The following is a 16168-nucleotide window of genomic DNA, read 5'->3' as shown; positions in this document are numbered from 1 at the left end:
TATTAGGCAAAGAAAACCGATAAATTCTTTTTTATCACCTACTTTCAAGCAAAAAATACGACGCTGGAGCGCGAATCTCAGCGTCGTTTCTTTTATTCCTTTCCCTAAAATATTTCTTTTGTTGACGCAATCACAGACTCCCCTATATATTATAAGGTGGAGAAAGCAATCAAATCTCTAAAGTTTTCAATCGTGATAAGCCGTTCATGGTCGAATGTTTCAGCCAGTTCCATTTTCCAAGCAACGCTGAATGGTACATGAATGGCATATGCACCGATGCTCAAAGCGGGTGCAATATCCGACTTAAATGAATTGCCAATCATTAACAATTCTTTAGGATGAATGCCATTGTTCACGCATAAATGTCGGTACTCTTCTTCGGTTTTGTCAGACACAATGACGATATCGTCAAAGTAGTTTGCCAATCCCGACCGCTTGAGTTTATTCTCTTGGTCTTGCAATTCGCCTTTCGTGAACACCACAAGTCGATAACCTTCGTCGGTCTTTCGCTCGTTAAGTGCAATCAATGTATCTTCAACGCCTAGTAAAGGTGTTGTTGGAAAGGTCAACAAAGCCTTGCCCAACTGCAATATTTCGGCTATAATCTTACCACTTATACGACCTTCCGATATCTTAACGGCATTCTCAATGAGTGATAATGTGAATGCTTTCGTGCCATATCCCAATGAATCCATGTTGGCTTTCTCGGTTTCAAAGAGTGCATCCGATACGTGTTTGGCTCCCGCATACGCTGCCAAGAGCTGACAATACACGGCTTCTGCATTGTCAAAATGTGACTGGCAGTCCCACAATGTGTCATCAGCATCGATGGCAATAACCTTGAATTGTTTAAGCTGTATAGGCATTAGTCTACAAGTCGAGCATCCAACAATCGTGTGATTTCTTCTTTATCAAGATGTTGACCAATAAAAACTAACTTCTGCATGCGGTCTCCATAGGTTGCATCCCAATCCTGACGGAGTCGTTCTTCGCGTGCCATGAGCTCGTCAAGTTCCTTCTTTGGCATGGTCATATACCATTGACCTGCATTGCGAAGTCCCATTTGTTTGCCTGCTTGTTCAAACACATAACAAGTTTGTGGCTCATCTTTGAACCAGCAAATCCCCTTACATCGGATGACGCTCTTAGGCCATTGAGTTGCTATAAACTCGTCGAATCCCACGAGGTCGAAAGGCTTTCTACGATAATAAACGAATGTACCAATGCCGTATTCTTCAACTTCTCCCCCCTCATGATGATGATGATGATGGTGGTGATGGCCTTCTTCGTGCTCGTGATCTTCGTGATGATGTTCGTCGTGTTCATCGTGATCGTGGTGATGTTCGTGTTCTTCCTCCTCGTCATCTATGTGTTCATCGCCATGATGATGCTCTATTTCATCAATCCATGCCGCTGATGTTGCCACCTCATCAAAGTCAAATCGTTTTGTATTAATAATCTTTTCAAGGTCTACATCTCCATAGTTACACTCGATGATTTCAGCCTTAGGTTGCAGTGCACGGATAATCTTCTTTGTGCGTTCCAACTCTTGTGGCTCTACTTCCGAAGCCTTGTTAAGCAGTATAATGTTGCAGAACTCAATCTGTTGGATAACAAGATTCTCGATATCTTCTTCGCCGATATTCTGTTTTATGAGTTCATCTCCATTGCCAAATTCGTCTTTCATGCGCAGCGCATCAACCACTGTGACGATACAATCAAGTTTAACAATGCCGTTCTTAATATACTTTGGTCCCATCGTTGGTATTGAACAAATCGTCTGAGCGATAGGAGCTGGCTCGCAAACTCCACTGGCTTCAATGACAATATAATCGAATTTCTTCATGTTAACGATGTCATTCAATTGCTCAACAAGGTCCATTTTAAGCGTACAACAGATGCATCCATTCTGCAAAGCTACAAGGCTTTCGTCTTTCTGATTGACTATACCTCCCTTCTGAATTAAGTCTGCATCGATGTTCACTTCACCGATATCATTAACGATAACGGCGAACTTTATGCCGTGTTTATTACTTAATATCTTGTTGACAAGCGTTGTCTTGCCACTTCCTAAATATCCTGTCAGCAGTAAAACTGGTATTTCTTTGTTATTCATTCCTATTTCCTTTCTTTAATATATATTAATGGATAAATCGCATACAAAGGTATAAAAAATAGTTGATAATGTGTAACTTTGCACTACTATGAATAAAAAAACAATCACTTTTGTCTTTTGTCTGGCTTCAGCCCCAGTGCTGATGGCACAGAATCAACCTGGAGGAATCTCTTCTGCCATGTTAAAGAAGATTGAAACCTCACAGAAGTCATCACTTGCAGAGCGTGCTTTGGCGAATGCTTTTGCCTCAAACAACATCGATGATTTGGCGAGAAACCATGCTCATCAAGGTGCATTCAACACGTATTTCAGCAATGAAACGCCCAAACAAAGCATCCAAAACCAAGAGAGTTCGGGGCGTTGTTGGATGTTTTCTGGCTTGAATGTGTTGCGTGCTAACTTCGCAAAGGCGCACAACGACACGCTCGCGGTGGAGTATTCTCATGCTTATCTCTTCTTCTATGACCAGTTAGAGAAGGCCAATCTCATGCTTCAGGCTGTCATAGACAATGCAAAACTTCCCATTGAGGATGCCAAAGTGCAGTTCTTTTTCAAGAATCCTATCAACGACGGAGGTACATTTTGCGGTGTCGCAGATCTTGCAGAGAAGTATGGTTTGGTTCCAAAGAGCGTGCAACCTGAAACTTATTCGAGCGAAAACACAAGGACTATGGCTAAGTTAGTGTCGCGAAAACTACGCGAGGATGGACTCGAATTGCGGAAGATGGTGGCTGAAAAGAAGAGCTCAAAGGCTATCAACGACCGCAAGACGGAAATGCTTTCAACCATCTATCACTTGCTCACCTTGACCTTAGGAAAGCCGGTTGAGACCTTCACTTATGCCTTTACAGACAAGAATGGCAAGGTGGTTGGCGAACCAAAACAATATACTCCGCGCTCTTTCTATGACGAAACTGTCGGCAAACCGCTTAATGGCACCTTCCTCATGGTGATGAACGACCCCCGACATCCTTATTATAAAACGTATGAAGTGAAGTATGATCGCCACACTTATGACGGACATAACTGGACATATCTAAACCTTCCGATGGATGAAATCGCGCAGTTGGCCATTGCATCTATCAAGGATGGTCACAAGATGTATAGCAGTTATGACGTCGGAAAGCAACTCGATCGCAAACGAGGCTACTTAGATCTCGACAACTATGATTATGCTTCACTTACCGGAGTGACGTATAACATGGATAAAGCTGACCGCATTCGCACCTTCGATAGTGGCTCAACACACGCTATGACGCTTGCCGCTGTCGACTTAGATAAGCAGGGTAAGCCCGTGAAGTGGAAGGTAGAAAACAGTTGGGGGCCTTCTTATGGTTACCAAGGTTACTTGATTATGACCAATCGTTGGTTCAATGAATACCTTTTCCGCCTTGTCGTTGATAAGAAATATGCCTCAGAAAAAATCTTGAAGGCTGCCGAACAGAAGCCTATTATGCTGATGCAAGACGATCCGTTGTTTATGGAAGACGAATAACAACGGCTGAAATTGGCTCTTGACTAAGCGCGTTTTAACATGCCAATAGGGTGGAATGGGTGGCTGAAATGCCATGCACATTACCGCAGTTTCAATGCTTTGTTGTCGTTCTACGACTGGGGTTGCGCCACTATCGGCACGAAAGAAATAACTAACTATCAAGTTTTCATTTGACCTCTGAGGTCAAAATTATGCAGGGTTGACCATTTGTGTCAACCCTGTTTGCATGGAATAGGGCGCGGGTTGAAGGCCTTTCATCTCCTCAAATAGTAGTTGCGAGGAGATAATTTAGTAAATATTTATTATCAAAAACACCTTGTCTATTGTAGCATCAAATAGAAAATAAAACAGCGAAAAATTCATTTCTCACGATGTTTTTTTGTGTTTTGTTTCTTGATATAAGCTTTTGCTACGCGCAAAATGCCTTGAATTACGCGCTCAAATGCCTTGTTTTGTGGCGCAAAACATAGGATATCATAACACAATATGCGTCAAAACGCAGCATAATTTCATGTGAAATCATGTAGTCTAAGCCATGTAAAAGCAAGGTGTTTACATTCGATTCGTTTAATGAACTGATAGTGAGAAAGTTAGAAAAGAGGCGTTTTCTGGCCGTATTTCCAATCAAACGAGAGTTTGTGTAGAATAACTTTGTTTTGCGAAGTGGTTTGTAAAATTAAATCATAACTAATTTTTCATTCTCCTTTTTGCCTGAATTTGTTTCCTAAAAAGCTTTTTATCAGTGCAATAGGGGATGTCTTTCACTGATGATATAATAGATTCTTATGAGAGAAAACACGGCAATATAGAGGCAAATGGTTTGCAAAATACTGATTTTTCCACTATCAATTGCAGCATAAGGTAGATGAGAAATGGTTGTGACGGCAGTGTTCATCCAGCCTGCAATCATTGTCATGAGGTTGATAATCCATGTTTGTAAGGCAGGAATTAGCATTGAACCAAGAGCTAAAAGGGCAAGATAGAGGATGGCAGTTGCGGCAGGAATGACGATGAAATTCGTCAAAAGGAAGTATGTTGCGAAGCTCCCGAAGTAGTGAAGTAACAGCGGAAATGTGAGCATTTGAGCCGAAAGTGAGATGCAAATCATTCCCCATGCCCATCGAAGCAGGCAGTTTGTGGGGTAAACAGCATAGAATAAGGGCTTATAGGCAATGAGAATACCGGCTACAGCCATAAAAGAGAGTTGGAAACTAATGTCCCACAACATCATGGGTTGAGGCAAAAGTACGACCAAAGCAGCCAAAGCAAGACTATTGAGGCCTTGATTTTCTTCGTTCGATAGGGTGGAAAGCGCATAAATTGTGAGCATAACAGCACTGCGAATAGCCGAAGATGGGAGGCCAACGAAGAGGGCAAAGGCCCACGCTGCAATGATAGAGAGGAAGATTCCCAAGGCATTTCGTCTGAAAACGAGCAAGAAAATGCTGAAGATAATGCCGATGTGCAGGCCCGAAAGTGCCAGTACATGGCTTGCACCTGAACGTGAATATGCTTCGCGAGTGGCTTTACTGATAGCCTCACGATGGCCTAACACCATGGCTTGTAGAATTGCTTTGTCTTGTTGTTCAATGTCAGTTGAGGTCGTGAAATGACGTAAGATGTGGTCGCGAAACTGCCTGATGTGCAGGGTGATTCGTTGCCAACGACTCAATGTAATGGGGAATTTTGCCGTGTGAAACTGGTTGTAGGGAATGAAGGTTTCAGCCTGATAGCCATGGCGTCTGAGCCATAGCGCATAGTCGAAAGATGTGTTTTTCCAATGGTTTTGTGGTTTATTGAGCACCGAAGTGGCGATGATTCCGTTGCAAACCTGTAGTTGCATGGGCCTGTTGGGGTCGTTAAGGATAGTGGTTTTGACTTTCATGGCCTCGTGAAGCGCCTGCCCATTCAGTCGTGTCAGCATCAAGTCGCAGCGCCATGTCTTGCCTTTTAGCGTGGGAGTGCTTGTGATGATTCCCTCGAAATGACTGATTCCATGGGGCAATGGGCGGTCGGCCTTTTGGTTACTCCTGCTGATGAGTGCTGCGCCGAGCGTCAGTGTGATGAAAAGAATAGAGCAGTTTTGCCATTTAGGAGACTTGAACAGAAAGGCCGCAACAAGGCCAATACTGGCACAAATGGCCCAAAAGCCTGTGCCAAGTGTGGGATAGCAGGCTTCACCGACAATGATTCCGATGGCTAAATAGAGTGCAATGCGGAGCAGAGGAAACCGTTGTAGAAAGCCGTTTACCTGCATTTCTACTTATAACCAGGATTTTGTTTGAGGTTAAGATTAAGCTTAAGCACATTCGTCGGAATAGGAAACAGCGTGGTAAATGCGCTGCTTTCTCCCTCAATGGGTTGCCGAAGGTCATACGCTTTGTGGAAAAGTCCGAAGCGAATGAGGTCATTGCGTCGCCAGCCTTCCCACATAAGTTCAAGCAAACGCTCGTCAAGCAGGGTGGAAAGTGTGGCATGTCGCGATGGCATTCCAGCCCGATGGCGCACGAGATTAAGCTCATTGTCTCCATTTCTGCCGCTTCTGACGAGTGCTTCTGACTTCATCAGCAACACATCGGCATAGCGAAAGAGCACAATATCGTTGTCTTGTAGGCGGCCATCATCAAAGGCTGCGCGGTCAATCTCATACTTTGCCATGCGTGCTCCGGCTGTCTTTTCATATTTACTTGCAGTTAAACTCAACGCCACTTTAGTCGGATAATATACCAAAGGCTTTCCATCGGGCATGTAAACTAACTTTCCATCCACGCGAACGGTATCGCTAAAGAAGTTTATTCTGTAGCGTTTGTCCTCATCAGGTGTGGCATATCCGTAGGTCTTTAAGGTTGAAAGTGTAGCACAAGTGCCGTTTTCGGAGTCCTGTTTATAGGCACCTCCGTGGCTGTAATGACGGCTTCGGAAGAGATAAAGGAATTTATTGGTGTAGAGAGTCTTGTCCATCGGGATAGTGAAAAGATTCTCTTTAGAGTTCTCATTGTGTACAATGAAGTTGTCAGCATAGTTATTTTCAAGGGTATAACCGGCTTGAGTTATCTTGTCACAACATGCAATACACGCTTGGAAAGCAGGTAGTTGATGACCATTAATGTTGAAAGTCATCGTATCATCTCCTATATATACTTCGTGGTTTAGCAATATTTTAGCTAATAAGAAGTAGGCTATTGGCTGCGTAAATTTGCCATAATAGATGCCTTCATGATTGCTATGGACGTTTGGAAGATTAGGAATCGCCTCAAGAAGTTCGTTGATTAGCGTTATCGCCACTTGCTTTCTGGGTGACTGTTTTACCTCATTCAACGGCGTGTTTTCCTTCAAAACAAGAGGTACATTGCCCCACATATCCATGATATAAAAGTAGAACAATGCCCTAAGTCCACGTGCTTCGGCAGTAAATTCCATGTATTGTTGGTCGGTAAGTAAAGCCTTGTGTTGGTCTATTTCATAAAGGGCGTTGTTGCAAAGTGACACACTATTGTATAGATAAACCCATGTGTTGTAGAGCGGAATATCGGTAGATGACCACGTATGATGATAGAGATTCTGCCAGAATCCGCCATCATACCAGTCGCCACCCCTAATGGGAAGCAACGCCTCTTCAGTCGAAAAGGTATTATAATCGTATACACCTCGGTAGGTACCTTGTAGTCCTTGGCTCTCATTATAACCTCCAATCTGGTGATAAAGGTTACCAATCGTGTTGATATATAAGTTGTCTGCCGTTGTATTTAGCTTGTCTTCACTGAGTTGATCCCTTGGATGTTCGTCAAGACAGGCATTGAATAGCAGTGTGATTCCTATGAAAAGGAAAGTCGATATGTGGGTAGATACGCTCTTCTTCATGTGGATTTGGACTAAAATTGAATGTTTATGCCGAGAGAATATGCACGGAACGGCGGATAGGTTCGCTTGTCGTCAATTCCTAAAGTGTTATTAACGATGGTGCTGTTTAACATAGGAGTTTGTCCACTATAGCCTGTAATTGTGGCCAAGTTATTTACAGAACACGACACACGTAGGGCGCTTATATAGTGTGACTTGATAGGAATGTTCCACCCAATCGTTAGATAATCGAAGTTAATATAGTCTCCGCGTTCGAGCCAATAGTCTGTAGCAATCTGGTCTTTGATATTCATCTTTGGCGCTTTGGCAAGCACATTATAGTCTGGAAAGCTTGACATGTTCATGTAGGTAAGGCTGGTTGCATTATAGATCTTATGCCCAAAGGCTCCATTTATCTGTAGAGTGACATCGAAATCTTTATATCGGAAGCCGATGTTTGAACCCAAAGTCCATTTCGGAGTGGCTTGTCCCGCAATGTAACGGTCGCCTCCATCCTCCAAGTTTACAGCCCCATTATGGTCTAAATCGGCAATCGTGTAGCTGTAACTTCCATTGTCGTTAACGTGCAATCCCGTGCAATGCGGGAGATAAAATACCCCAAGTGGCTGCCCAACTACCTGATAAACGATGTTGTTATTACCGCCATGAAAGCCCGCACCATTAAGCTGTCCGATGCCTAAAACGTCTGCAGCGGTGAGGTGATTACCATTATATTCGCCCGAGAGAGATATCAGTTTGTTCTTCTGAATGGCGACATTCATATTGATGTTTAGTTCCATATCTTTCCGCGATATGGGTGTAATGCCAAGACCAAACTCAACTCCGCTGTTGCTCATCTTACCGAGATTGGCCAGGAATTTATTAAAGGTGAAGGGAGGAACTGGCACGTCATAGAGGTATAACATGTTGGTAATCATACTGTAATAGTACTCGGCTGTGAAGACGATTCGATTGTTAAGTAGAGATAAATCCGTACCAATGTTAAACGTACTACGCGTTTCCCACTTTAAGTTTGGATTCGTATTGCGGAATTCTCCGAATGTAGTTGTTGGCGAATCTCTAAAGCTTATCACTCCCGTTGGACGCAAAAGAGCCATTGAATAATAGGAGTCGATGCCACCTTGGTTACCACTTTGTCCATAGCCCACACGCACTTTCCAAAGATTAATGGCATTGGTGAGTGGCTTGAAAAAGGGTTCTTGGCTTACAATCCAAGTCGTTGCAACTGATGGAAAGAAGCCCCATTTGTTGTTTTCCCCAAATAAACTACTGCCGTCTGCACGCAGATTGAGGTCTAAAAGATAACGATCCATCAGCGAATATCCCACACTTCCCATCACTGAAACAAGTGCGGGATCACTATATTCTGAGCCAGTTCCTCCATAAGGACGAAGCGAACCAGCAGCTAAATTGTTATATCCGATGTCATTAGTTGTAAAGCCTTTCACTGTTGTCCAAAAGCCTTTGCGCTGACTTTTCTGGTATTCCATCATACCACTTGCCTTGAGTTTGTGCACACCCCATTGGTGATTATAGTCTAAAGTGGCATTACCGAGCCACTCTTCACTCTTGTGTTCACCGCGGAAAGCCTGCCCTTGTGCCCATACCCAAGTAGGGAAATACGATGCATTTTCAAGCGAATTATAACTATAACTGCCAAATAAGAGCAGATGAAGTGACGGAGAAAGTTTGAAGTTTAGACCCAAATGGGTGTTGAAAATCATGTTTTGTTCGTGGTCTTTCTTCCTCATTTCAGCCAGTGGAGAGGCTATCTGACTCGCACTACCATTGCGATCCCATCCGCCCTGTGCATTCATTCCTTCAGGGAAAGTGGGGTTTTGTGTGGCAGCACCATAAAAGAGTTTCTGTTCATCGGCAATGTATTTGTTGTGTTGTGTCGCACCAAACACGCCAAAATCAATTTCTAACAACTTGTCGAAAGCACGTTGTATGAGGTCAAATTTGGCTGTAAAGTTACGACTTTCTGTAATCTTTACCACCATCTCATGCTGCATTACACCCACCGAAGCGCGATAGTTTCCGTCGTTTGTACCACCACTAAAGGCGATGTGATGATTCTGAACGAAGCCTGTTCTCGTAATAGCGTCTTGAAAATTAGAGTCATATCCGCCGTCAACCACACTGAAACCAAGTTGCTTTGCCGTACGAATATAGTCGCGAGCTGATAGCATTTTCAACTTATTATACTTCGTTTCAAACCCTATATTGCCGTCATAACTGATGTGAAACAGGTTGCCATAGCCCTTTTTCGTAGTCACTTGAATGACTCCCGCGGCTCCCTTTGCACCATATTTTGCCGTCTCTGTGGCATTCTTTAGAATCACAAAGCGCTCTATATCGGCTGGATATACCATGGAAAGTGTGGCTAAATCGCTATAAACTCCATCGATAATGACGAGTGGATCATTGCCTCCTGTGAGCGAAGTTGTACCTCTTACGCGCACACTATTGAGTTGAGCCATGCGGTTTTCTCCTGAAGAAATGCTCACGCCTGCAGCCTGACCATTGAGTGCATTCAATACGTTTGTGACCAAACTTTTATTGATTTGTCGGGCAGTAATGATGTCTATGGACCCTTTTGTGGTGTTAGGCACGAGGCGTTTTATGGCAATCGAGTCTGCCAGTTTTTTCTTCTTATAAGCCCAAGTGGGTGAGGCTATTAGCAAGAACGATGCAATAAGCGGATACAGAAGTTTCATTTTAGGGCGTAATCTTATTCATGTTTATAATGCAAATATAATAAAAAAAGGAGAAGTTCCACACTTCTCCTTTTATCTTTTTTGAGCTTTTATGGCTCAATATCATTTATTCTTGTTGTAATAGGCTAAGCCAAGAGCCACATTTTTCTTTAAGGCTTTCGATGAATATGTAGCTCCACTGACGCCGTCTACATCCATTTTGGTAGCCTTTGAAACGCTTTTCCCAGTGAATTCTGACAATAAAGTCTTCGCCTTATCAAAGAATTTAGGCGTTTCATGATTAGGAAGTGTTTCGATTTTCGCAATCTTATTCTTCACAATGAATATCTTAACAGGGGTTGTTCCCTTAAATCCTTTGACATTCTTACTTAGTAATTCTGTGTTGATTACCGTCGTATCGTTATCCTTTGTCATGATGTTTTCGCTTGGCATAGCACTCATCATGATGGATACCATCGCACAAATGGTGATGGCTGTCAATAGCCCATTCATTCTCTTTTTCATTGTTTTTGTCCTTAAATAAACTAATAATAGGGCTGCAAAGTTAGCAAATTAAAATGAAAAGTGAATGATTTTGCGTGAAGAATTTATGTTTTTGGCTCCACGCTAACGATGCAAACAAGGGCTGATTTGTACGAAAATATGCGACAAAAAGGTGGCTTCATGGTGACGAATTCCCCCTAACTTCTATGCAAATACAGGCATAGTGCAAAGTGTGTTAAAAGTTATCGTGATTATTTACAAATGCTTTTGCACAACCAACGAATTTAGAACGCTCAACACTTTCTGTCTGAAAACACGCCGTTTTTCATCATTTCATAACCCATTATATTACAGGTGGTTGTGAGAAATCAATCGAAAGACGATGCCGTGGCATGTGAGAAAATGATGCCGTTTCAGTCATTTTATGCTGTCATCTCTATCGTTTCATCGACTCATCTCAGGCAAATTGGCGTGTGATTTGCGTCATTTTGCACAACAAAGAGGCTCATTTTTTATGAGAAAGCGAGGTGAATTGTGATCTTATCCCTGTTTTTTGTCGTTTTATTCTGTAGATGATGGGTTGGCGAAGTGTTAAATATTGGGATATAATCTTTACAGCATCAGCCTGCTAATGCTATGAACTCCCACCCCCTTTGAAGGCTGAAAACCATGACATTGCATGCCCTTTTCAGCCCAATAGGCTTTCATGCACCCGGCGCCTTGTTGCCCAATGCAGCATGGTTTGCCCGTTTAGAAGAGCACATCTTTAAGTTTTTGATAGAGGAAAGAAAGCGTCAGCAACAGCAAACCGAGGCTGATGAAGACCACAATCTTGCCGAGTGCTGCCATTGACCACACGTCGATAAGGATTAATTTGCCTAAAACGATGCCGAATTCAGCCAAACTTACCATTCTCACCTCCTTGCTCTTGCTACGCATTCCGATAACCATGAGGATGAAAGCAGCCAGTCCCAGCGAGAGAGAGAAGCCTGTATCGAAGCTCGGATTGTAGAAAGTGAGCAGCAGAAGTCGGGCACCTGTGAGCCACACGAGGGTTGAAAGGGCGGCAAAGACAGGGCGAGTGAGATGATTTTCCCATTGCAATAATGCCATTTTCTGAATGACATAAGCCATCAAAATCACGACCGTTAGCGTTGAAATCCATTGCAAAACCAAGACCGATGGCAGGCGGAATGCATCGCCACTCCATATATTTAGCATATAGATAAAGGTGATGGCGCAGAGCAGAATGACATAGGCCAGCTTATATTTTCTAACTTTGAATCGACGGCGCAGCAACAAAGTGCCGACCAAAAGCAAGGTGGTTATCGTCAGCGCACTGGCTGCATCGGCTGTAAATTCATTCAAATTGGCTGTAAATTCATCAGCAAGCGCAATAAAAACGAAGAGGAAACCTATCGCATAGGCAATGACATTGCATGGTGTAAAGCGTAGCAAATGGCGGCCTTTGCTAAAGAGTCGTCGGTTGCGTTGCATGATGATAGCGGCCAAGAACGAGCAAACAGCAAACGTAAATAACGATAGGAAGTGGCTGTTCAGAAACATCTTAAAAGCAAAAATCCCATGATCTGAGTCTTGAAATACTCCCAATGTCAAGCAAAGAATAAAGGAAAGAGCGGCTAATACTGCTGCAGTGCATTCATAAATGACTGATTTCTCTTTCGTAAAGAGCCATAACAGCAACACGGATTCAGTGGACCAAGTGATGAGAATGGCTGAACCATTGAACAATAGTGGTACACCTATCGACGCAAAAGCTATCGTAAGGGCAAGCATAAAGTTGCGCAACGTGTCGTGACCTGATATGCGAAAGCGCAAGAAGAGATAGAAAACAAGATATACAATCGCAATGAAGAACGACAAATATCCGGTTTCTTTACTTCCAAATGCAATCTCCTCGATGAGGTAACCACCATAAAATAGATAGGCAAAACCATTCAATGTGATGACCGACAAGAGCCCTTTTCTGATGCCTCCGCCGTAAGTTGATTGCATGATGAGGCGCACAGGAATCAAGAAAATGAAGAAGAATAGGGTGGCAAAGCCTAATAAAATGGAGAAGAGATGTGGGGGAGTAGGGAATAAATCGCTTTCTATGACCGTCTGCAGGAGGATGAAATAGGTGAAGACTGAACCCACAATAGGCAGTAATCCCCATCTTTTATACAAGGCAAGTGCAAACATTCCGAGGTTAAGAATGCTGAGATAGGTTTGTAAAACAATGATGTTTCCTGTGTCAGAACTAATGATAAAGGGTGCAATAAAGCCTCCGATGAGGGCTGTAACGGCTAATTCGAGACGGTCATAGCGTATGGAAACCGCCGCCATAAATATCGTTGTGAAGCACAAAATGACGAAGGCTGCGGTCTGAGAGAACAGCTGATAGTAGTGGAAAGCAATGGAAACCGTGAGATAGAACACCGCAAAGGCGCCACCGGCAAGCAGTGAACTCAGCGTGTAATAGCGTTTGTGAATCCATTGAGCCACGACAAGCATGGCAATACCCACGCCAAATCCCAGGATGGTGCGAGTCACTTCATTGATCCAGTTCTGGTCAATGGCATACTTAACAAAGTAGGCTATGCCGAGAATAAAGACGAGAATACCAATCTTTCCGAATAGATTTTCGCCGATGAATCGTTCAAAATTCGTCGTCTTCACCTTTGATTCATCGGATGACGGAGCCTGCGCCGTGGTGTGAGCAGATTGGATTGGAGTCGTTTTTGCAGTCTTGTCGGTGGTTATTTGGACAGCAATAGGGTCGGTTTGTGGCTTATTTGAAGTGGTGATTGCATTGGAGGAGGATTTGACTTGCATAGCATCAACCTCTCCGTTTGCTATGGTTTGTTTTTCTTCTGCAGGCTTCTGATTTTCAGTTTCAGTAGTTTTCACAGCAACAGCGATGGTTGGTGGCTGTTCAATGCGTTGCTCAACAATGGCTGTTTTGACAGCTTCGTGTGGCTCGTTGTCTACTTTCTCCGTCGTGATTACAGGCGAAACGGATTGTGCAGAAGGTGTATTTGCATCGGTTTCTGCCACCTTTGCAGTCGTTTCTTCCGCTACTTTATCATCAGTTTCAACGGATTTGAAAGCAGCGTTCTTTAGTGTAAACAGCTCTGATTGAATAGCATCGAGTGACTTGTTGATATCCGAGAGTCGCTGAAGGATAGTGAGTGCGAGTAGTGCAAAGCCAATTACAGCAAGCAAAGGCAATACAATGATAATGTCAGAATCCATCTTTTTGTTTGTTGTTTCGTTGGTAAAGATAATGATTCTCCTATGGAATTCCCCCTCCTTCCATGTTAATGTTTATGAATTTAGCATGAAAATGTCAAATGAAGCGATATAAAAAAGCCTCTCCAAACTTGTTTTTCGGAGAGGCTTTTCAATCGAAAAAACTTATACTTAATTATTCGTCGTGGACGTTGTTGAGCCTGCTATATGCTCATCTGCAATGGCATCATCATATGAAGTCCACATAGGCGTGTTCTCGTTGTAGCCATCATAGCCAAAATTCTGACGTAAAACGCCTTGATTATTGGCTGTAATGGCACTGTTAGGAATAGGCCAAAAGAGATTGTGTTTATTGATTTTGTATTCAAAACTCTGATTGCCTTGCTGGCCTTTACCATAGGGATGATTGAAAACATTATATGATGTGCAACGTCTATACCAATAGCTTCCGCCGTGAAGATCAGTACCTTCTTGCTTATCCCAATTGTCGAGGCTGTATGTATTGCCCCATTCGTCGGGCTTGCCACTACGTGCTAAGCACCAACTTACACGCACCATCTCAGCTTGTCTGAATTCTTCCAGATAGAGTTCACGGGCACGTTCGTCCATAATATCACCGATAGTAACCGTTGTAAACATCTTCTTTGCATTAGCACGACGGCGTATTGCATTCACATCTTCAGCTGCTCCTGTTACATTTCCCTGATAAAAACGAGCTTCAGCACGTAGTAAATAGGTCTCTGCTAAACGGAAAAGATACATGTCTCCATTACATCCTTTACCTTGAGCACCTTGAAATTGGTTCGCTCCTGGATTCGCTTCAGCCACTTCATCTTTGATATAAATCTGGTAAAGTGGGGTGGGATACCATGAACGGATGGTATCTGAGCAGAGAATATCACCGCTATGTACGAGTGTTTTGCCTTTATCATCAACATAATCTTGTGTGGCATAGAGTTGATAATGCTTGCCATAGAAAGATGATTTGGGGTTATTGTATTTGAAATCTTCCATCTCCATCCAGTTACCTACTTGTCGATTATGTCTCAAGTCTTGCCAATCAGTCTGTCCATTGTAATTCCAAATGGTCTTGTTAAAGTAGAATGACGTGCGGTTTAAGGCTATTCCGCGCCCAGCAACACGTACCCAATCGAGTGTATCATTATAGTTTCGGTTGTTACGAGCAATGTTATTTCCAGGAGTTGCAAGTCCATGAGGATCCCGAATGACGCTATTACTCCAATGAACGCCTACGGCACGCATCACATTATAAGTAGTAAAGTCTTCATCATTGGAATTAACAATCATCATGATAGTCTCTTTGTTGGCAGGATTTCCTATGTTAGGAGTACGGTGGAGATCCCAAACTACATTACGAGTAACTTTCCATGTGTTCTCTTCTCCAGATGGTTGCCATGTTCCAAAGGGTTGAGTCATTAATGCAAGTCCATGATTATTGATGAGATCTGTAGCCATAGCTTCGGCCTTTGCATATTCCCCTACGACAAGATAACATTTGATAAGCAGTTGCATACAAGCCTCCTGATTTACTTGTCCGACGAGTTTCATCTTGCTTTGTGAAGGTACATGTGCAACAGCAAACTCTAAGTCATGCACCAACATTTGGAATACAGCATCCTTACTGGTTGAGGTATAGTTGCGTTTTGGTACTTGAAGTAATTTCGTTACTAATGGAATGTTGCCAAATTGCAGGCAAAGATTGTAGTAAGCATAAGCGCGATGGAAATAAGCTCGACCTATATAAGCATCTCTTATATTTTCGTTGAGTCCTTTAACTTGGTCTGCATACGACAGAATTGAATTTGCATACTTCACCATATTGTATCCTTGATCCCAGAAACGCTGCATATAATTGCCGTCACCTCCGCCTGCCATACCAGATGTTGGAGTAAGTTTCGCATCGAAATCATCTTGAAAACCACCTCCCATATCAGTCTTTGCATACATTCCAACGTCTGACATTAGATAGTTGGTGAATATTCCTACGTTGTTCCAATTACCGTCAATACGATAAGTTTTCAATTGTTTATCACATTGGGTGAGGGCAGATTGTAGTCCCGATTCAGTGGAGTAGGTCTCACTTGGCTCATAGAATGACAATGGCTTCTGCTCAAGAAAGCTATCGGAACAAGCCGTTACAGTACCTGATAAGGTAATAACAGTAACTGCATATATTATTTTATTTATGTTTTTTCTCATGAGATATTTATTTAAAAT

General features: G+C 42.9%; 9 protein-coding genes. 1 reads left to right on the top strand and 8 read right to left on the bottom strand.

What is annotated here, in order from left to right; translation table 11 throughout:
- Positions 1-149: 149 nt before the first annotated feature.
- Positions 150-866 (bottom strand): HAD family hydrolase, encoded by a 717-nt coding sequence (locus HMPREF9145_RS02975; RefSeq protein ID WP_021824902.1) that lies wholly within the window; start codon positions 864-866, stop codon positions 150-152.
- Complete coding sequence (locus HMPREF9145_RS02970; RefSeq protein WP_021825027.1) at positions 866-2116, bottom strand: CobW family GTP-binding protein; 1251 nt, start codon at positions 2114-2116, stop codon at positions 866-868. Before HMPREF9145_RS02970 ends, HMPREF9145_RS02975 begins: the two co-directional genes overlap by 1 nt.
- An 88-nt stretch (positions 2117-2204) precedes the next feature.
- On the opposite strand from HMPREF9145_RS02970, the gene HMPREF9145_RS02965 reads away from it, so the two are divergent.
- Positions 2205-3611: a C1 family peptidase gene (locus HMPREF9145_RS02965; RefSeq protein WP_021825101.1), complete on the top strand. Its 1407-nt coding sequence runs from the start codon at positions 2205-2207 to the stop codon at positions 3609-3611.
- Positions 3612-4350: 739 nt separating this feature from the next.
- On the opposite strand, the gene HMPREF9145_RS02960 is transcribed toward HMPREF9145_RS02965, so the two are convergent.
- The 6 genes from HMPREF9145_RS02960 to HMPREF9145_RS02935 all read right to left on the bottom strand — a co-directional run bounded on the left by HMPREF9145_RS02960 (position 4351) and on the right by HMPREF9145_RS02935 (position 16150).
- Complete coding sequence (locus HMPREF9145_RS02960; RefSeq protein WP_021825140.1) at positions 4351-5868, bottom strand: ComEC/Rec2 family competence protein; 1518 nt, start codon at positions 5866-5868, stop codon at positions 4351-4353.
- A gap of 2 nt (positions 5869-5870) precedes the next feature.
- Positions 5871-7472, bottom strand: a complete 1602-nt coding sequence (locus HMPREF9145_RS02955; protein ID WP_021825016.1) for a RagB/SusD family nutrient uptake outer membrane protein — start codon at positions 7470-7472, stop codon at positions 5871-5873.
- Between the two features lie 11 nt (positions 7473-7483).
- Positions 7484-10192, bottom strand: a complete 2709-nt coding sequence (locus HMPREF9145_RS02950; RefSeq protein WP_021824909.1) for a SusC/RagA family TonB-linked outer membrane protein — start codon at positions 10190-10192, stop codon at positions 7484-7486.
- A 102-nt stretch (positions 10193-10294) separates the two neighbouring features.
- Positions 10295-10696: an FMN-binding protein gene (locus tag HMPREF9145_RS02945; RefSeq protein ID WP_036906339.1), complete on the bottom strand. Its 402-nt coding sequence runs from the start codon at positions 10694-10696 to the stop codon at positions 10295-10297.
- A 729-nt stretch (positions 10697-11425) separates the two neighbouring features.
- Positions 11426-13933, bottom strand: coding sequence for a DUF2339 domain-containing protein (locus HMPREF9145_RS02940; RefSeq protein ID WP_021825116.1), 2508 nt, complete (start codon positions 13931-13933; stop codon positions 11426-11428).
- Between the two features lie 168 nt (positions 13934-14101).
- Positions 14102-16150 carry a RagB/SusD family nutrient uptake outer membrane protein gene (locus tag HMPREF9145_RS02935; protein ID WP_021824960.1) on the bottom strand — a complete coding sequence of 683 codons (2049 nt, stop codon included), beginning with the start codon at positions 16148-16150 and terminating at the stop codon, positions 14102-14104.
- Positions 16151-16168 lie beyond the last annotated feature (18 nt).

The sequence above is a fragment of the Segatella salivae F0493 genome (assembly GCF_000477535.1).
Taxonomy (GTDB): Bacteria; Bacteroidota; Bacteroidia; order Bacteroidales; family Bacteroidaceae; genus Prevotella; species Prevotella salivae.
The sequence above is the reverse complement of the archived record's forward strand: the minus strand, read 5'-3'. Positions and strand labels throughout refer to the sequence as shown.